The sequence below is a fragment of the Sphingomonas sp. genome, from assembly GCF_045810705.1.
Taxonomy (GTDB): Bacteria; Pseudomonadota; Alphaproteobacteria; order Sphingomonadales; family Sphingomonadaceae; genus Sphingomicrobium.
The window spans coordinates 111,998-128,308 of the sequence record NZ_JBJMVI010000008.1; the positions used below are offsets into that span (position 1 = coordinate 111,998).

The window sequence follows — 16,311 nt, forward strand, 5'->3', positions numbered from 1 at the left end:
AGCGAAATGGCACTCGACCTCTACCAACGCCTGGGCCTGAAGCGCGGCGCCAGCGAGGCGGAGATCAAGAAGGCGTACCGAAGTCTCGCCAAGCAGCTCCACCCCGACCGCAACAAGGACAATCCCAAGGCAGCCGAGCGCTTCTCGCAGATCACCGCGGCCTATGATTTGCTGTCCGACAAGGACAAGCGCGCGCGCTACGACCGCGGCGAGATCGACGAAGAGGGCAATCCCAAAATGCCGTTCGGCGGCGGCTTCGGCGGCTATTCGGCGGGTCCGGGCGGACCGCAGCCGGGCGCCGGGTTCGAGAATGTCAATTTCGGGCGCGGGGACTCGGCCGACCTCAGCGACCTGTTCGAGGGGCTGTTCGGCGGCGCGACCGGCGGCCGCTCCGCCGGCGGCGGGCCGTTCAGCGGTTTCCGCCAGCGCGCCCGCGCGCCGCAGAAGGGCGCCGACATCGCCTACCGGCTCAAGATCCCGTTCGAGGATGCCGTCGCGCTGAAGCCCCAGCGGATCACGCTCGGCGACGGCAAGACGATCGACCTCAAGCTCCCGCCGGGCCTCGAGGACGGCACGCGGATCCGTCTTGCCGGCAAGGGCGAGGAGGGGCCGGGCGGCCGCGGCGACGCCATCGTCACGATCGAGATCGCGCCGCACCGTTTCTACACGCGCGACGGTAACAATATCCGCCTCGAGCTTCCGGTGACTCTCAAGGAAGCCGTGCTCGGTGCCAAGGTGAGGGTGCCGACGCCCGACGGACCCGTGATGCTGACCATCCCCAAAGGCACGACATCGGGCAAGGTGCTGCGCCTCAAGGGCCGCGGCTTCGCCGCCAAGGACGGCAAGCGCGGCGACCAGCTGGTTGCGGTCGAGATCGACGTTCCGGCGGATAATCCCGAGCTTCAGAAGTTCGTCGAGGACTGGACCGCGCCGGGCAACCCGCGAGCAAGCCTTGGCGTCTAACGGTAGCGCCGAATGAGGGACCATTCACCGCTTTCACCGGAGGAACGGCGCAAGCGGCTTGCGACCATGCGCGCGGCGTTCGGAACCGACGTCGAGGAGAAGCTCAAGCCCCGGCTCACCGCTTGGGAAGTGGTCAAGCGGGTCGCGATCGGCGTCTATAACGACGGCTTCATCCACGCCGGCAATCTCGCTTATTTGTCGATTGTCGCTTTGTTCCCTTTCTTCATCGTCGCCGCGGCTGTCGCCCATTTGTTCGGCCAGAGCCAGGACGCGATGCTGACCGTCACCAATGTGTTGCGCCGGCTGCCGCCCGACGTCGCCGCGACGCTGCGCGAGCCGGTCCAGGAAGTCCTGACGGTACGCACCGGCAATTTGCTGTGGCTCGGCGCGATCGTCGGGCTGTGGACCGCGACCAGTTTCATCGAAACCATCCGCGACATCCTCCGTCGCGCTTATGGCGTGAAATTCTGCGCCCCGTTCTGGGAGTATCGCCTCGGCTCGTTGCTGATGATCCTCGGCGCGGTCGTGCTGCTGATGCTTGCGTTCACGGCGAGCGCTGCGCTGACCCTCGCGCATCATCTGATCATCGAATGGTTCCCGCTCGCGCAGGGGATTGCGACGACACTCGGCCTCTATCGGCTGGTCCCGGCGGTGACCCTGTTCTTCACCTTCTACGTGATCTTCTTCCTCCTGACGCCCTCGCGCTACCGCAAGCTGGGCTGCAGGAAATGGCCGGGAGCGTTGCTCATCACTGCGTGGTGGTTGGTGACGGTCGAGATCCTGCCGAACGTCCTGTCGCTGTTCGGCGGCTACAGCCGCACCTACGGCAGCCTTGGCGGCGTGATGGTTACGCTGATTTTCTTCTTCGTCGTCGGCCTCGGCGTCGTCGTCGGCGCCGAGCTCAACGCGGCGCTGGCGGAAAGCGGCGCCACCGCGCTAAAGGGCGAGGTCTATACCGGGCCTTACAGCGACCAGCTCGAGGTCGAGGAACCGGAACCTGGTGAGGACGTCGAACCTGTGCTGCAAAGAGAGGGGCCGCAACTTTGACAGGACTGATGCAGGACAAGCGCGGCCTGATCATGGGCCTCGCCAACGACCGTTCGCTGGCGTGGGGGATCGCCCGCGCGCTTGGCCAGCAGGGCGCGGAGCTGGCCTTCTCCTACCAGGGCGAGGCGCTTGAGAAGCGCGTCCGCCCGCTCGCCGCCGAGCTTGGCTCGGAGATGCTGGTCGACTGCGACGTCTCCGACATGAAGGCGCTCGACAAGACGTTTGCTGGGCTGAAGGAACAGTGGGGCAAGCTCGACTTCGTCGTCCACGCGATCGGCTATTCCGACAAGAATGAGCTCCGGGGCAAGTTCGTCGATACGTCGATGGACAATTTCCTCATGACCATGAACATCTCGGTCTACAGCTTCGTCGCAGTGGCGCAGCGCGCGCGGGCGCTAATGAGCGCCGGCGGGTCGATGCTGACCCTGACTTATTACGGGGCCGAGAAGGTCATCCCGCACTACAATGTGATGGGCGTCGCCAAGTCGGCGCTGGAGACGAGCGTCAAATATCTTGCCGCGGACCTCGGGCCCGAGGGCATCCGCGTCAACGCCATTTCCGCCGGGCCGATCAAGACGCTGGCGGCGAGCGGGATCGGCGACTTCCGCTACATCATGAAGTGGAACGAATATAATTCGCCGCTCCGCCGCAACGTCACCATCGAGGATGTTGGGGGAGCGGGATTGTACCTGCTCAGCGACCTCGCATCAGGCGTCACCGGCGAGATCCACCATGTCGATGCCGGCTACAACGTCGTCGGCATGAAGGCCGAGGACGCGCCGGACATCTCCACCGTCTGATGGCCCAGGTCGCGCGCCACGTTCGCGTAACTGGCCGCGTGCAGGGGGTGTTCTTTCGCGCCTGGGCCCAGGGCGAGGCTCGTGAGCTGGGCGTCAGCGGCTGGATCCGCAACTGCCCCGAAAACGCGGTCGAAGCCCATCTCGAAGGCGAAGCGGATGACGTCGACCGAATGATCGAGCGGATGCGCCGCGGCCCCTCGAATGCTCAGGTCGAAGACGTCAGCGTCGAAGACGCGGCGCCCGAAGGCCTCGGCCGCTTCCAGCTGCGCCGCTAGCCCGCGAACGGATCGCGCACCAGAATCGTGTCGTCGCGCTCGGGCGAGGTGCTGACCAGCGCCACGGGACAGCGGATAAGCTCCTCGATCCGGCGGACATATTTGATCGCGCGCGCCGGCAGGTCGGCCCAGCTGCGCGCGCCGCGGGTCGATCCGGGCCAGCCCTCGATCTCATCGTAGACAGGCTCAACCCGCATCTGGTCTGCGGCGTGCGGCGGCAGATAGTCGAACCGCTCGCCGCCGATGCGATAGCCGGTGCAGATCTTCACCGTTTCGAAGCCGTCGAGGACATCGAGCTTCGTGAGCGCGATTCCCGTCACGCCGCTTACCGCGACCGCCTGGCGTACCAGCACGGCGTCGAACCAGCCGCAGCGGCGCTTGCGCCCGGTGACGGTGCCGAACTCGTGGCCGCGCTCACCCAGCTTCTGACCGACGTCATTGTCCTGCTCGGTCGGGAAAGGGCCCGAGCCGACGCGCGTCGTGTACGCCTTGGCGATGCCGAGCACGAAGCCAGCGGCGCCAGGGCCCATGCCGCTGCCCGGCCCGGTCGTGCCGGCAACGGTATTGGATGAGGTGACGAACGGGTAGGTGCCGTGGTCGACATCGAGCAGCACGCCCTGCGCGCCTTCGAAAAGGATGCGCCGGCCGCGCTCCCGGGCCTCATCGAGATCGCGCCAGACAGGCTTCGCAAACTGCAGGACGAAATCGGCGATCTCGGCCAGGTCGTTCTTCAGCCGCTCACGGTCGACCGGCGGCTCGCCGAAGCCGGCGCGGAGCGCGTCATGGTGCGCGCATAGCCGGTCGAGCTGCGGCCCGAGCTCGCCGAGATGCGCGAGATCGCAAACCCGGATGGCGCGGCGCCCAACCTTGTCCTCGTAGGCGGGGCCGATGCCGCGCCTCGTGGTGCCGATCTTGCCGGCGCCGCTGGCGTCCTCGCGCAGGGCATCGAGATCGCGGTGGATGGGCAGGATCAGCGTGCAGGTCTCGGCGATCCGTAGCACGTCGGGCGTGACCTCGACGCCTTGCTCTCCGAGCCGTTTCACCTCGGCCTTAAGCGCCCACGGGTCGAGCACCACGCCATTGCCGATCACCGACGGTGTGCCGCGCACGATTCCGCTGGGGAGCAGCGAGAGCTTGTAGGTCTGATTGCCTACAACGAGCGTGTGGCCGGCGTTGTGTCCGCCCTGGAAGCGGACGACCATGTCGGCGCGGCTCGCCAGCCAGTCGACGATCTTGCCCTTGCCTTCGTCGCCCCACTGGGCGCCGATGACGGTGACGTTTCCCACCGGAATTCCTTAGTTTTGCGCGGCTCGCCGCTCCTAGGGCACGAAGCGGCGGGCCGTCTAGGCCGAACAAGCCCCGTTGAGCAAACGGAACAGAGCCGCCGCGTGCGCGTATTGCGATCCTGGAACGCGCCCCAAGCGCCGACTGGAGGAAAGCAACCACAGGGGAATTGAAATGAGAACCACGACCCTCTTGGCAGTCGCTCTGGGCGTCGGCGCGCTGGCCGCGTGCAATAAGAGCCCGACCGAGCAAGCCGCCGAAAACGTCGAATCCAACTACAGCAATGTCGCCGAGAATGTGGAGGCAGCCACTTCGAATGCAGCGGAGGCCATCGAGTCCAACGCTGGGAACGCCTCCTCCGAGGTCAAGGCAGCTGGCGAAAACACGGCCGCCGCGATCAAGAACGAAGGCAAGGAGAAAGCCAACGCGGTCCGCAACAGCGCGGGCACGACCAACAACACGCAGTAACTCAGTTTGGCTCGGGCTACGCGCAGAAGATGGGCCCGGTTCGAGGGCGCTCCGTTCGGGGCGCCCTTTTTCGTAGGCTAATCCGAGCCCCGAAAGGCCGCGTAGCTGCCATAGCTCGCCACTGCGAAGGGCACGAAATAAGTGAGGATGAGCTTCCACCAGACCGGCCAGTGGCCCGAGATGATCTCCGGGCCCTGGTTGATGGCGTTGAGCGCGGTGCCGATGAGCAGTGCGACGACGAGTGAACGCCGGACCGACGACGCTGCGAAGGTGCGGATCAGGGCTTCGCGCCGCGCGATCATGTCAGAAACTTAATGGTACGACTTCGCGGACGCCGGGCAGTTCGTGCAACTGCTTGGCGACATCGGCCGTGATTGGATCGTCAACCGATACCAAAGCGACGGCCTCGCCCGCCTGCTTGCGGCGCCCCAGGCCAAAGGTCGCGATGTTGATCCGGTTCTCCCCGAGCCTTGTGCCGAGCGCGCCGATGAAGCCCGGCGCGTCGGTGTTGACGATGTAGATCATCTGGCCGGCAAGTTCGGCCTCGATGGGCACGCCGAAGATGTTGACGAGCCGCGGCGCGCGGTTGCCGAACAATGTGCCCTCGACGCGCTTTGGCCCATGTTCCGTCCCGACGGTCACCGCGACCAGCGTGTGATAATCGCTTTCGCCCTCGTTGCGGATTTCACGAACCGCGATGCCGCGCTCTTTCGCGAGATAGGGCGCGTTGACCATGTTCACCGTGTCGGACCAGCTGCGCATGACGCCGGCAAGCACCGCGCCGGTGATCGGCTTGATGTTGAGCTCGGCCGCGGCGCCTTCGACCTCGACGTCGATCGAGCGGATTTCATGCCCCGCGATCTGGCCGACCAGCCGGCCGAGCTTTTCGGCGAGACCCATATATGGGCGGAGCCGCGGTGCTTCCTCGGCCGATAGCGAGGGGACGTTGACGGCGTTCGTGATCCCGCCGAGCAGCAGATAGTCGCTCATCTGCTCGGCGATCTGGATCGCGACATTGACCTGCGCCTCGGTGGTCGAGGCGCCGAGGTGCGGCGTGCAGATCAGCCCGGGCGTCCCGAACAGCGCGTTTTCGTTGGCCGGCTCCTTGGCGAAGACGTCGAGCGCAGCACCGGCGACATGACCGCTTTCAAGCGCGTCTTTCAGGGCCGCCTCGTCGATCAGCCCACCGCGCGCGCAATTGACGATGCGCACGCCGGGCTTGGTCTTGGCCAGCGCTTCGCGGCTGAGGATGCCGCGCGTCTGGTCGGTTAGCGGCGTGTGCAAGGTGATGAAGTCGGCGCGATGAAGCAGCTCGTCCAATTCGGCCTTGTCGACGCCAAGTTCGACCGCGCGTTCGGGCGACAGGAACGGGTCGTAGGCGACGACCTTCATCTTGAGGCCGTGCGCGCGGTCGGCGACGATCGAGCCGATATTGCCGCAGCCGATCAGCCCGAGCGTCTTGCCTGCAAGCTCGACGCCCATGAAGCGATTCTTTTCCCACTTGCCGCTTTGGGTCGATTGGTCGGCCTGAGGGATTTCGCGGGCAAGCGCGAACAGCATCGCGATCGCATGCTCGGCGGTGGTGATCGAATTGCCGAACGGCGTGTTCATGACGACGATGCCGCGGGCCGAAGCGGCGGGCACGTCAATCGTGTCGACGCCAATGCCGGCGCGGCCGATCACCTTCAGACGCGGCAAAGCGGCGTCCATCGCGGCCGCATTGACCTTGGTCGAGCTGCGCACGGCAAGGCCGTCGTAGCCGCCGATGATCGCGGCGAGCTCGTCGGAGGACAGGCCGGGCTTGTCGTCGACCGTGATGCCGCGCTCGCGAAAAATCGCGGCGGCGCGCGGGTCCATCTTGTCGGCGATGAGCACTTTGACCTGGTCGCTCACGCCGTTGCCTCCCACGCCCAATCGAGCCATGGCCCGAGCGCCTCGATGTCCGCCGTGTCGACGGTCGCCCCGCACCAGACGCGAAGGCCAGGCGGAGCGTCGCGGTAAGCACCCACATCGTACGCGGCATCTTCCTGCTCGAGCAGCTTCACCACTGCCTTCTGCCGGGCCTTGTTGCCTTCGGGATCCGAGCGGTCGGCGAACTGCAGGCACACCGAGGTGTTGGAGCGGATCGCCGGCTTCTCCGCCAAATGTTCGATCCAGTCGGTCTGCTGTACCGAGCCATCGAGCGCTGCGGCGTTGGCGTCGGCACGCGCGATCAGCGCGTCGAGGCCGCCGATGCGTTCGGCCCAGCCGAGCGCAAACAGCCAGTCCTCGACGCACAGCATCGAGGGTGTGTTGATCGTCTCGCCCCTGAACACGCCGTCGATCAGCTTGCCGCCTTTGGTCAGCCGGAAGACCTTGGGCAGCGGACGCGGCGCGGGCTCGCGCTCGAGCCGCTCGACCGCGCGCGGGGACAGCACGAGCATCCCATGCGCCGCTTCGCCGCCGAGCGCCTTTTGCCAGCTGAAGGTGCCGACATCGACTTTCGCCCAGTCGATATCCTGAGCAAAGGCGGCTGAGGTAGCGTCGCAGATCGAAAGGCCGGTGCGCTCGTCCGCGATCCAGTCGGCATCGGGCACGCGGACGCCGCTGGTCGTCCCGTTCCAGGTGAAGACGATGTCGCTCGCCGGATCCACGTCGGTGAGGTCGCAGATCTCGCCATAGTCAGCAGTGCGGATTTGGGCGTCCAGCTTCAGCTGCTTGGCAACGTCCGTCACCCAGCCGGCCCCAAAGCTTTCCCAGGCGAGCATGGTCACCGGGCGAGCGCCGAGCAGCGACCAGATGGCCATCTCCATCGCGCCGGTGTCCGAGGCGGGCACGAGTCCGAGCTTGTAGTCGGTCGGCAGGCGCAGGAGCGCGTGGGTGCGTTCGATCGCTTCGCTCAGCTTGGCCTTGCCGACGCTTCCGCGGTGCGAGCGCCCGAGCGCCGACGTGCCGAGCGACTCCGGCGACCAGCCCGGCGGCTTGGCGCACGGGCCCGACGAGAAAAAGGGGCGCCGGGGTTTGGTTGTCGGTCGTGCGCGGCGCACGGCGGCGCCGGCATCGGCAGCTTCACTCATCTAACTCTCCTCTCAGAGAGCGCGCGCCGCGTTGGGACGGCGTGGCCCGGAGCCGTTTCTAGGGCCCAATGTGGCGCCCGCAAGGCAGTGCGAAAGAATCGCGCCCAATCGCTCGGAATCGGCGGATGCTGCGCTGCACAACAGCTTGAATTCCCTCGAATCCGTCCCGTTCGCCGATTGGAATCAACCGTTCACCGCGCCCACCGGACGATTCGTCCCGCCGGGTGGAACGAAAGGTTGAATTCATTAACGTTCCGAAAGCAGTGTTCCTGACGCCGGTGCGCGGTGGGCAATACGCGGGCGCGGCAAGGGGCTGGGGAGCTCCTTTACAATTTGGGACTCGGCGACGCGCTTCGGCGCGCGGGCCGTTTGGTGGAGCGGAAATCAAATGACGCAAGTATTGGCCGCAACGACGGGCCTGTTTCGCGATCGCGACCTGTTCGTCCATGACGGTTCCAAGCTCCGCCGCTTCCGTATTTCGGCATCGCTTCAGGCGGTGTTTTTTCTGGTCCTGCTCGGCGTGGTAGCCTGGGCGAGCTATGCGACTGCGCGTTTGATCGCCCGCCCCCACGCAGCTCCTGCAATCAGCCTTTCTGCCCTGACCGAAGCCCGCGCACGGATGATTGAGCAGCGGCAGGCCCTGATTGAGGCCGCGCTTGCCGGCCAGAAGATCGACCCGCGGTTGATCGCCGCTGCAGGGGCCGCCGGCCGTCTCGCCGCCGATGGTCCGCTGGCCCGGGTTGAGCAGCAGCAGTTCGAGCAGGCCGCGCTGGTCGCAAGAGCCCTCGACGTTCGCTACCAGGTCACCGCTGCGGAGCTGAAGCGGCTCGGCATTACCCCGGCCCGCGTCGGCAGCACCGCCGGCGTCGGTGGACCGTTCGAAAGCGCCGCGAATTCAACCTTCAAAAGTCTGTTCGACAGCTGGAAGAAGCTCGACCAGCTGCAGGACGGGATCATCGCGGTTCCTTCCGACAAGCCGGTCAAGACCAACGTCGAGTTCACCAGCGGCTTTGGCGTTCGCTCCGACCCGTTCCATGCCGGTGCTGCGTTCCATCCCGGCATCGACCTTGCGGGCTCTTATGGCACCCCGATCTATGCGACTGCCGATGGCACCGTGATTCACGCGGGTTGGAATTCGGGCGGCTACGGCAACCTCGTCGAAATCGACCATGGCCGCGGAATCTCGACGCGCTATGGCCATATGTCCGCAATTGTCGTGCACGAAGGCGACCATATCATCCGCGGCCAGCAAGTCGGCCGGATGGGGTCGACCGGGCGCTCGACCGGCAACCATCTCCACTACGAAGTCCGCATCGACGGCCGCGCGGTGAACCCGATCCCGTTCATGAGGTCGACCGATTACGTGCTCGCCATGCAGCGCCGCTCGGGCGCAGCGTCGATGGATGCAGTCGCGATCGGCGGACCGGTCGCCGGCCAGCGCTAAGGCGTTGCTTGCCGCTGAGCGCGACGCTTCCTATCTCGGATCTCGTGAGCGAGCCTGACATCATTCTTACGGCCAGTGCGGCCAAGCGGGTGGCGTCGATTGCCGCTCGCCAGTCCAAGCCTGCGATTCTGCGCCTTGCCGTAGACGGCGGCGGATGCGCCGGCTTCACCTACAAGTTCGATCTCGCCGACGCGGCTGAGGACGAGGATTCGGTCAGCCAAACCGACGGCGTGACGCTGGTCGTCGACCCGGCGAGCCTCGAACTGGTCAAGGGCTCGGCGGTCGATTTCGTCGAGGACCTCGGCGGCGCAGCCTTCCGCGTGACCAACCCCAACGCCCAATCCGGCTGCGGCTGCGGATCGAGCTTCTCGGTCTGACGCCGAGCCGCTAGGGCGAGCCGGATGAAGGTCGCCACCTACAATCTCAACGGTATCCGGGCGCGCCTGCCGCGCCTCATAGAATGGCTCGAGCGCGAGCAGCCGGACATCGTCTGCCTGCAGGAGCTCAAATGCGCCGATGAATCACTCCCGATCGCCGACATCGAGGCGACCGGCTACGGCGCCGTGTGGCACGGCCAGAAGGGCTTCAACGGCGTCGCGGTGCTGGCGAAGGGCGACGCACCCGAGCTGCGCCGCGTCGGCCTCCCGGGCGACCCCGACGACACCCATAGCCGCTACATCGAAGCGGAGGTCGGCGGGATGATCGTCGGCTCGCTCTATTTGCCCAACGGCAACCCCGTCGGCACCGAGAAGTTCGACTACAAACTGAAATGGATGGAGCGGCTGCGCGAGCAGGCGGCCGAGTTACTGGCGCAGGAGCGTCCTGCCGTGTTGTGCGGCGACTGGAACGTCGTGCCGGAGGACCGCGACGTCTTCTCGGTCCGCGCGACCCAGCACGACGCGGTGATGCAGCCCGAGGCCCGCCAGCTGTGGCGGCGGATCCTCCACCAGGGCTGGACCGACGCCCTGCGCGCACTGCACCCGAACGAGGAGAAGCTCTACACGTTCTGGGACTATACCGCCGGCTGCTGGCAGCGCGACCTCGGCTTCCGCCTCGACCACCTGCTGTGCTCGCCCGAGGCGGCCGATCGGCTACGCGGCGCCGGTGTCGACAAATGGGCACGGGGTGAGGAGAAGGCCTCGGACCACGCCCCGACCTGGATCGACCTGGCTTAGCCTTTCGCTGGTTCCGCGGGTTTCGGCGGTGGGATCAGCAAATGCTCGAACAAGACGTTCAGCCAGCGACCGCCGCGTCGCTGATAGAGCGAGGTCACCCACCCGCTGTTCGGAATGTGCTTGTCGCCGCATGCGAACTCCTGCGTTGCGCGATAGACCAGCATCCCGGCGTCGGGACCGAGCTGGCGGAAGGTGAAACTGCCGAGGTTGTAACTCGCAACGGAGCATTTGCGGTTGGCCACTCCATTGATCACATAGTCGCGATCCTGTGGGCCGTTCGGTCCATCGATCTCGACGTGATCGGTCGATAGATGCCGCTTCCAGAATGCCACGTCCTGGCCCTGCCAGGCTGCCCAACTTTGTTTCTCGCGGTCGATCAGCTGCGCTTCGATCGACGGTGGCTTGGCCCACGCGGTGGAACTCGCCAAGAAAAGCATGACGGTCGTCGCTGACGTGAAGCGCATCGTCGATCCCCTTTGCTGCTGCGAGGCAGACAACTTGCCGCGCACTTCCCGCGCGGCCAGCGCGTTTCGACCAGGAAACCCGGTTGTTCGACCAGACCGGCTGCTAGAGCGTCTTTTCGTAAATTCGGTGGCGGCGGGTTCCTTGGTGACGCAGGCTTTTTTGGGACCGACGCGCCGCGAATCACTTGATACATGCGTTCTCAACGCTGTAGGCGGCTTTGATGTCAGCTCATGGTCCGGACGGGTCGCGGGATCGCCGGATCGAGGATCCGAGCAACCGCTGGATCATACACCCCGCCGGGCGGCTCCTGCTGCCGTGGTTCGTCTCGCGCGGCATCTCCGCGAACGCAGTGTCGGTAGGCGGGCTATGCCTCGGAGCTCTTGCGGCGCTTGCGTACGCGAACTGGCGTCTGTGGCCGTTCGCATTCATTGGTTTGCTCCTATCCATCGCCTGGCTGATAGCCGACGGGTTGGACGGCATGATCGCCCGCGCAACCGGCAGCGCCAGCCCCGTCGGACGGTTTCTCGACGGGGTTTGCGACCACGGCGTCTTCATCCTGATCTACATCGCCCTGGCGGCATCGATCGGAACAGTGGAAGCATGGATTCTCGCCGTTTGCGCCGGGGTGCTCCATGCGCTGCAGTCCAATCTTTATGAAAGCGAGCGCACCCGCTTCCACCGTCGTCGGGCGGGCGTTGCCAACGCAAGGCCCCAGCCCAGCGCTAATGCACTCGTCGCGATGTATGACCGCGTTTCAGAAGTGGTGGAACGAATCGCGGTCCCATTTGACAAGGCGCTCGCTCGGGACTCCGATCCGGTGCAGCTCGGCGCGGCCTATGCCGATCAGGCAGCAAAGCCGTTGCGCCTGATGAGCTTGCTCAGCGCCAATGTCCGGGTCTATGCGATCTTCGTCGCCTGCCTGGCGCGGAATCCGATCCTTTTTTGGTGGTTCGAGGTCCTGCCGTTAACTGCGGTTCTGGTCCTCGGGCTTTCCTACCACCGCGTCGTGGAACGCCGCCTCATCCGCAATGCGGCTTTCGGGAACGGCTACATTCCGCGACACCGCACTGATATACGAAGGACGTGACGACTTAATGACGAGCATCAATATCGCGATCGTTGGCGTCGGAAACTGCGCCAGCTCCCTTGTTCAGGGCCTTACATATTATCGCCACGGGGCGAACGACACGGTCGGACTCATGCACTGGGATGTCGGCGGCTACCGCCCCAGCGACATCCACGTCGTCGCCGCCTGGGACGTGGACCGGCGCAAGGTCGGCAAGGATGTGGCCGAGGCGATCTTCGCTAAGCCGAACTGCACCGAAGTGTTTTGCGACGACGTTCGCGCGACCGGCGCAATCGTTCGCATGGGTCGGACGCTGGACGGCATCGCCGATCACATGGAAGACTATCCTGAAGACCGCACCTTCAAGCTCGCCGACGAAGCCGAGCCCGATCAGCCCGATGTCGTGCGCCTGCTCAAGGAATCGCGCGCTGACGTGCTGATCAACTACCTTCCGGTGGGTAGCCAGAAGGCGACCGAATTCTACGCCGAGTGCGCGCTTGAGGCCGGCGTCGCTTTTGTCAACTGCATCCCGGTGTTCATCGCGAGCGATCCCGCCTGGGCGCAGCGGTTCCGCGAGCGCGGGGTTCCGATCATCGGCGATGACATCAAGGCGCAGCTCGGTGCCACCATCGTCCATCGCGTGCTGACTGACCTCTTCGCCAAGCGCGGCGTCCGGCTGGAGCGGACTTATCAGCTCAATACGGGAGGCAACACCGACTTCCTCAACATGCTCAACCGCTCTCGCCTTGCCGCCAAGAAGGAGAGCAAGACCGAAGCCGTGCAGGCCGTCGCCGAGCGACGTCTGGAAGACGAGAACATCCACGTCGGCCCGTCCGACTATGTCGCGTGGCAGAACGATAACAAGATATGCTTCCTGCGTATGGAAGGCTCGATGTTCGGCGGAGTCCCGATGAACCTGGAAATGCGGCTGTCGGTCGAGGATTCGCCGAATAGCGCCGGCGTTGCGATTGACATGATCCGCTGCGCGAAGCTTGCGCTCGATCGCGGCCAGAGCGGGCCGATCAATGCCCCTGCCGCTTATTTCTGCAAGCACCCGCCCGAGCAGATGACCGACGATCTCGCGCAACACGCAGTCGAAGAATTCATCCTCAGCAAGTGAGATGATTTCCACCGCAATCCTGCTCGCCGCAGGGGAGGGCAGCCGCTTGCGATCTGCCGCCCCGCTCAAACCGCTGTGCGAGGTGGCGGGACGCTCGCTGCTTGCGCATGCGCTCCAGGGCTTGGCGGCGGCGGGCATGAAGCGGGCCGTGGTCGTCGTCGGTTATGGCGCCGATCAAGTCGCCGCGCACATCGCGGCGCGACCCTGGCCGCTCGCCGTCGAAACAGTACAAACCAAGGATTATCGCAGCCCGAACGGCACATCGGTCCTCGCCGCCGAGCCGCTGGTTGGGGCGGAAGAAGCGCTGCTCGCGATGTGCGACCATCTGGTGGACCCGGCCCTCTATCGCCTCGTCGCGGAGGCGGGAGCATCCACCGGCTCGCGGCTCGGCGTCGACCGCCGCATTGACAATGGCTGCGTCGACATCGACGACGTTACGCGGGTGCAGACCGTAAGCGATCGAATTGTCGCGATCGGCAAAGGCCTGGTTCCCTACGACTGTTTCGATACTGGGATATTTGCCATCGGGCCTGCCCTGTTCGCGGCGCTTGGCAGCCTGGAATCCCCGTCGCTGACGGAAGGGATGCGCGTTCTCGCGGGCGAGGGAATTGCGCTGACGGTCGACTGCGGCGACCTCATGTGGATCGACGTGGATGACCAGGCGGCACTGGAAAAAGCCGAGCGCTGGGTCACCGGTAGTTAGCGCGTCGAGCTACAGCGCCTTCTCGTAAATCCGATAGCGGTGGTTGACCGCCGCGCCGGGCAGCTGGGCGATCGACAGCATTCCCTTATTGTCCTCGAGGATCCAGCCGAACTCGCCGTGCGTCGCGCCGTACTTCTTTGTCGCGTCTCGGCGCGTATATTCGATCATCATGAAGGCGAGCTGGCTCGCCAGCCGGCTGTGATGGAGCTTCTTGGCGACGCCCATCAGCGGCACGCGCAACCGCCGCGTGCGCGGCTTGCGCAGGCGCCACAGCAGCTTGATGAAATTGAACGGGAACAGTTCCCCGTTGAGGTCCCTGATCAGTTCGTTGATGTCGGGGATGGTCAGCATGAAGGCGACCGGCTCGCCGTCGACTTCGGCGACGCGGACGAGCTCGTTGAAGATGATCGGCTTGAGCTTCTTGCCCGCATATTTGATCTCCGCCTCGGTCAGCGGGACATAGCCCCAGTTGCTTGACCAGGCGTCGTTGAGCAGGTTGAGGATCACGCGCGCCTCTTCGTCGAACCGCGATTTGTCGACCATGCGGATCCGGAGGTGGGGGTTGCGCTCGCCCATCGCGATCAGGCGGTCGATCTTGGGATCTTCCCAATGGGTGATGTCGAGCTCGTAGGTGAGGAGGTCTTTGGCCTTGTGATGGCCGGCCGCTTCGATCCACGCCTGATATTCGGGCCTGTGGTGCCCCATCATGGCGGTTGGCGGTTCGTCGAATCCCTCGATCTCCAACCCCGGCTCATCCCAGATGGACAGGCTGATGGGGCCGAGCGCGCGGGTCATGCCCTGGGCGCGGAGCCACTGCTCCGCAGTCGCGATCAGCACTGCGGCAGCTTCGCCATCGAGTACCTCGAACATTCCCCATTGGCCGGTGCCCTGGCCCATGTGCTGCTGGACCAGCTCGTCGACCTGCGCGCTGATGCGCCCGACTACCTTGCCGCCCCGCTCGGCCAGCCAGAGCTGGGCGCGGGCATGCTCGAACCACGGGTTCTTGCCCGGCGTGATCAGGCCGTGGACCTCGTCCTTCAGCGGCGGCACCCATGCGGGGTCGTCCTTGTAGACTTCCCAGGCGAGATCGACGAAGGACTTCCTGTCCTTTTTCGTCTGGACGGGGCGGACGGTCAGGGGCGTACTGCTCATGCGGCGACGAGCTAGCGGCTGGACGCGCCAAGCGCCAGTTAAGCTTGAGACGCCCAAGTCCCGCCACTATCTCCTGCCAAACGAGGCTCTCACCAACGACCTATGACGAAGACAGCGACCCTTGAGCGCAAGCGCATCCCCACGGCTGAACTTCAGCCGGCGACGGCGCGCGGCAAGGACGATGCGGCGATGCTCAAGGCCGCGGCAAACCTGACGCGCGACCTCAACGCCCCGAGCTCGGCGATTTACTGGGCCGACATGCTCGGGTCGGCATTGCTCGGCTATGCCGCGTTGTTCGGGGCGGTGGCGGTCCAGCCAACCTGGCTTGCAGCGGGGTGTGGTCTAGTCGCCGTCCTCGCGCTCTACCGCGCGGGCTCGTTCATCCATGAGCTGACCCACATCAAGAAAGGCGCGGTCAGGGGTTTTCGCTTTACCTGGAACCTGATCATCGGCGTGCCGCTGATGGTGCCGAGCTTCATGTACGAAGGCGTCCACAACCAGCATCATGCGAAACGCTATTACGGGACGGTCGACGATCCCGAATATCTGCCGCTCGCGTTGATGAAGCCGTGGACGCTTCCCCTGTTCCTGATCGCCGCGGCGCTGGCGCCGATCGGCATGCTGATCCGCTTCGGCATTCTTGCGCCGCTGTCGATGCTGTCGCCGAAGCTTCGGCGCGTCGTCGTCGGCCGGTACTCGGGACTCCAAATCAATCCGAAGTTCGTCCGGCCGAAGCCCGAGGACCAGTTCGCGCGCGACTGGGCGTGGCAGGAGACGGCGTGCAGCGTCTGGGCAATTGCGCTGATCGTTATGGTCGCGACCGGAGTCATCCCGTTGCGCGACTTCCTCATCTTCCTCGGTGTCGCTTCCGGAGTGATGTTCCTCAATCAGGTCCGCACGCTGGTCGCGCATTTGTGGGAGAATGGCGGCGAACCGATGAGCGTCACCGCCCAGTTCCTCGACAGCGTCAACGTACCGCCGCCGGCCACGCTGCCCGCGCTATGGGCGCCGGTGGGTTTGCGCTACCACGCGCTGCACCACTTGCTGCCGGGCGTGCCGTATCATAACCTCGGCGAGGCGCATCGGCGCCTCTGCCGCGGCCTCGATACCGGTTCGGTTTACCACGTTTCGACGCACCGCCATCTTTCTGCATTGGTCGCACGCCTGGCTGCGCAAACCTTGACGAACCGCCGCAAATCCGCTTGAGCGCTCGGCGTCCGGCGGGCTGAGCAGCTCGCCGTTGTCATTTGGGCTAAGCGCAGCCGCCCTAAAGAGCTGCGTGGCCGGGGTTAC

Annotated in this window: 18 protein-coding genes; 12 read left to right on the forward strand and 6 right to left on the reverse strand. The window is 65.3% G+C overall.

What is annotated here, in order from left to right:
- Positions 1 to 6 precede the first annotated feature (6 nt).
- Genes ACJ8FR_RS03935 through ACJ8FR_RS03950 form a run of 4 tightly spaced genes read left to right on the forward strand, consistent with a single transcriptional unit; the run spans position 7 to position 3,085 of the window.
- Complete coding sequence (locus ACJ8FR_RS03935) at positions 7 to 963, forward strand: DnaJ C-terminal domain-containing protein (RefSeq protein ID WP_407827310.1); 957 nt, start codon at positions 7 to 9, stop codon at positions 961 to 963.
- 12 nt (positions 964 to 975) lie between these two features.
- Entirely contained in the window at positions 976 to 2,010 is a 1,035-nt protein-coding gene (locus ACJ8FR_RS03940; protein WP_407827311.1) for a YihY/virulence factor BrkB family protein, read from the forward strand.
- Complete coding sequence (fabI, locus tag ACJ8FR_RS03945) at positions 2,007 to 2,810, forward strand: enoyl-ACP reductase FabI (RefSeq protein ID WP_407827312.1); 804 nt, start codon at positions 2,007 to 2,009, stop codon at positions 2,808 to 2,810. The genes ACJ8FR_RS03940 and fabI overlap by 4 nt, the downstream gene beginning before the upstream one ends.
- A complete protein-coding gene (locus ACJ8FR_RS03950; RefSeq protein WP_407827313.1) occupies positions 2,810 to 3,085 on the forward strand; it encodes an acylphosphatase in 276 nt (91 codons plus the stop codon). The genes fabI and ACJ8FR_RS03950 overlap by 1 nt, the downstream gene beginning before the upstream one ends.
- Here the strand turns inward: ACJ8FR_RS03950 and ACJ8FR_RS03955 are convergent.
- Entirely contained in the window at positions 3,082 to 4,371 is a 1,290-nt protein-coding gene (locus tag ACJ8FR_RS03955) for an adenylosuccinate synthase (RefSeq protein WP_407827314.1), read from the reverse strand. The two genes, ACJ8FR_RS03950 and ACJ8FR_RS03955, sit on opposite strands and share 4 nt — an antisense overlap.
- A gap of 172 nt (positions 4,372 to 4,543) precedes the next feature.
- On the opposite strand from ACJ8FR_RS03955, the gene ACJ8FR_RS03960 reads away from it, so the two are divergent.
- The gene (locus ACJ8FR_RS03960) at positions 4,544 to 4,837 is read left to right on the forward strand and encodes a hypothetical protein (protein WP_407827315.1); all 294 of its coding nucleotides are present in this window, start codon (positions 4,544 to 4,546) and stop codon (positions 4,835 to 4,837) included.
- Positions 4,838 to 4,914: 77 nt separating this feature from the next.
- Here the strand turns inward: ACJ8FR_RS03960 and nrtS are convergent, their stop codons facing one another.
- Genes nrtS through ACJ8FR_RS03975 form a run of 3 tightly spaced genes read right to left on the reverse strand, consistent with a single transcriptional unit; the run spans position 4,915 to position 7,893 of the window.
- Positions 4,915 to 5,139, reverse strand: coding sequence for a nitrate/nitrite transporter NrtS (gene nrtS, locus ACJ8FR_RS03965; protein ID WP_407827316.1), 225 nt, complete (start codon positions 5,137 to 5,139; stop codon positions 4,915 to 4,917).
- Between the two features lies 1 nt (position 5,140).
- Entirely contained in the window at positions 5,141 to 6,730 is a 1,590-nt protein-coding gene (serA, locus tag ACJ8FR_RS03970) for a phosphoglycerate dehydrogenase (RefSeq protein WP_407827317.1), read from the reverse strand.
- Positions 6,727 to 7,893, reverse strand: coding sequence for a phosphoserine transaminase (locus ACJ8FR_RS03975; RefSeq protein ID WP_407827318.1), 1,167 nt, complete (start codon positions 7,891 to 7,893; stop codon positions 6,727 to 6,729). Before ACJ8FR_RS03975 ends, serA begins: the two co-directional genes overlap by 4 nt.
- Before the next feature lie 388 nt (positions 7,894 to 8,281).
- On the opposite strand from ACJ8FR_RS03975, the gene ACJ8FR_RS03980 reads away from it, so the two are divergent.
- The 3 genes from ACJ8FR_RS03980 to xth are packed head-to-tail and all read left to right on the forward strand — an operon-like array spanning position 8,282 to position 10,512.
- The gene (locus ACJ8FR_RS03980) at positions 8,282 to 9,337 is read left to right on the forward strand and encodes a M23 family metallopeptidase (protein ID WP_407827319.1); all 1,056 of its coding nucleotides are present in this window, start codon (positions 8,282 to 8,284) and stop codon (positions 9,335 to 9,337) included.
- 44 nt (positions 9,338 to 9,381) lie between these two features.
- Positions 9,382 to 9,714, forward strand: a complete 333-nt coding sequence (locus ACJ8FR_RS03985; RefSeq protein WP_407827320.1) for a HesB/IscA family protein — start codon at positions 9,382 to 9,384, stop codon at positions 9,712 to 9,714.
- A 24-nt stretch (positions 9,715 to 9,738) separates the two neighbouring features.
- Positions 9,739 to 10,512 carry an exodeoxyribonuclease III gene (gene xth, locus ACJ8FR_RS03990; RefSeq protein WP_407827321.1) on the forward strand — a complete coding sequence of 258 codons (774 nt, stop codon included), beginning with the start codon at positions 9,739 to 9,741 and terminating at the stop codon, positions 10,510 to 10,512.
- Here the strand turns inward: xth and ACJ8FR_RS03995 are convergent.
- Positions 10,509 to 10,976 (reverse strand): nuclear transport factor 2 family protein, encoded by a 468-nt coding sequence (locus ACJ8FR_RS03995; RefSeq protein WP_407827322.1) that lies wholly within the window; start codon positions 10,974 to 10,976, stop codon positions 10,509 to 10,511. The genes xth and ACJ8FR_RS03995 overlap by 4 nt on opposite strands.
- Positions 10,977 to 11,326: 350 nt before the next feature.
- Here ACJ8FR_RS03995 and ACJ8FR_RS04000 point away from each other — a divergent pair, with 350 nt between their 5' ends.
- The 3 genes from ACJ8FR_RS04000 to ACJ8FR_RS04010 are packed head-to-tail and all read left to right on the forward strand — an operon-like array spanning position 11,327 to position 13,866.
- Positions 11,327 to 12,064: a CDP-alcohol phosphatidyltransferase family protein gene (locus tag ACJ8FR_RS04000; RefSeq protein WP_407827323.1), complete on the forward strand. Its 738-nt coding sequence runs from the start codon at positions 11,327 to 11,329 to the stop codon at positions 12,062 to 12,064.
- A 7-nt stretch (positions 12,065 to 12,071) separates the two neighbouring features.
- Positions 12,072 to 13,163, forward strand: a complete 1,092-nt coding sequence (locus ACJ8FR_RS04005; RefSeq protein ID WP_407827324.1) for an inositol-3-phosphate synthase — start codon at positions 12,072 to 12,074, stop codon at positions 13,161 to 13,163.
- Position 13,164: 1 nt separating this feature from the next.
- Positions 13,165 to 13,866 carry an NTP transferase domain-containing protein gene (locus tag ACJ8FR_RS04010; RefSeq protein WP_407827325.1) on the forward strand — a complete coding sequence of 234 codons (702 nt, stop codon included), beginning with the start codon at positions 13,165 to 13,167 and terminating at the stop codon, positions 13,864 to 13,866.
- A gap of 9 nt (positions 13,867 to 13,875) precedes the next feature.
- On the opposite strand, the gene ACJ8FR_RS04015 is transcribed toward ACJ8FR_RS04010, so the two are convergent.
- Positions 13,876 to 15,018 (reverse strand): N-acetyltransferase, encoded by a 1,143-nt coding sequence (locus tag ACJ8FR_RS04015; protein WP_407827326.1) that lies wholly within the window; start codon positions 15,016 to 15,018, stop codon positions 13,876 to 13,878.
- A gap of 102 nt (positions 15,019 to 15,120) precedes the next feature.
- On the opposite strand from ACJ8FR_RS04015, the gene ACJ8FR_RS04020 reads away from it, so the two are divergent.
- Positions 15,121 to 16,224, forward strand: a complete 1,104-nt coding sequence (locus tag ACJ8FR_RS04020) for a fatty acid desaturase family protein (RefSeq protein ID WP_407827327.1) — start codon at positions 15,121 to 15,123, stop codon at positions 16,222 to 16,224.
- Positions 16,225 to 16,311 lie beyond the last annotated feature (87 nt).

Bases quoted from the DNA above. Each gene is read 5' to 3' on its own strand.
- ACJ8FR_RS03935 (WP_407827310.1), top strand. From the start codon at position 7: ATGGCACTCGACCTCTACCAACGCCTGGGCCTGAAGCGCGGCGCCAGC.
- ACJ8FR_RS03940 (WP_407827311.1), top strand. From the start codon at position 976: ATGAGGGACCATTCACCGCTTTCACCGGAGGAACGGCGCAAGCGGCTT.
- ACJ8FR_RS03950 (WP_407827313.1), top strand. From the start codon at position 2,810: ATGGCCCAGGTCGCGCGCCACGTTCGCGTAACTGGCCGCGTGCAGGGG.
- ACJ8FR_RS03960 (WP_407827315.1), top strand. From the start codon at position 4,544: ATGAGAACCACGACCCTCTTGGCAGTCGCTCTGGGCGTCGGCGCGCTG.
- nrtS (WP_407827316.1), bottom strand. From the start codon at position 5,139: ATGATCGCGCGGCGCGAAGCCCTGATCCGCACCTTCGCAGCGTCGTCG.
- ACJ8FR_RS03975 (WP_407827318.1), bottom strand. From the start codon at position 7,893: ATGAGTGAAGCTGCCGATGCCGGCGCCGCCGTGCGCCGCGCACGACCG.
- ACJ8FR_RS03980 (WP_407827319.1), top strand. From the start codon at position 8,282: ATGACGCAAGTATTGGCCGCAACGACGGGCCTGTTTCGCGATCGCGAC.
- xth (WP_407827321.1), top strand. From the start codon at position 9,739: ATGAAGGTCGCCACCTACAATCTCAACGGTATCCGGGCGCGCCTGCCG.
- ACJ8FR_RS03995 (WP_407827322.1), bottom strand. From the start codon at position 10,976: ATGCGCTTCACGTCAGCGACGACCGTCATGCTTTTCTTGGCGAGTTCC.
- ACJ8FR_RS04005 (WP_407827324.1), top strand. From the start codon at position 12,072: ATGACGAGCATCAATATCGCGATCGTTGGCGTCGGAAACTGCGCCAGC.
- ACJ8FR_RS04010 (WP_407827325.1), top strand. From the start codon at position 13,165: ATGATTTCCACCGCAATCCTGCTCGCCGCAGGGGAGGGCAGCCGCTTG.
- ACJ8FR_RS04015 (WP_407827326.1), bottom strand. From the start codon at position 15,018: ATGAGCAGTACGCCCCTGACCGTCCGCCCCGTCCAGACGAAAAAGGAC.
- ACJ8FR_RS04020 (WP_407827327.1), top strand. From the start codon at position 15,121: ATGACGAAGACAGCGACCCTTGAGCGCAAGCGCATCCCCACGGCTGAA.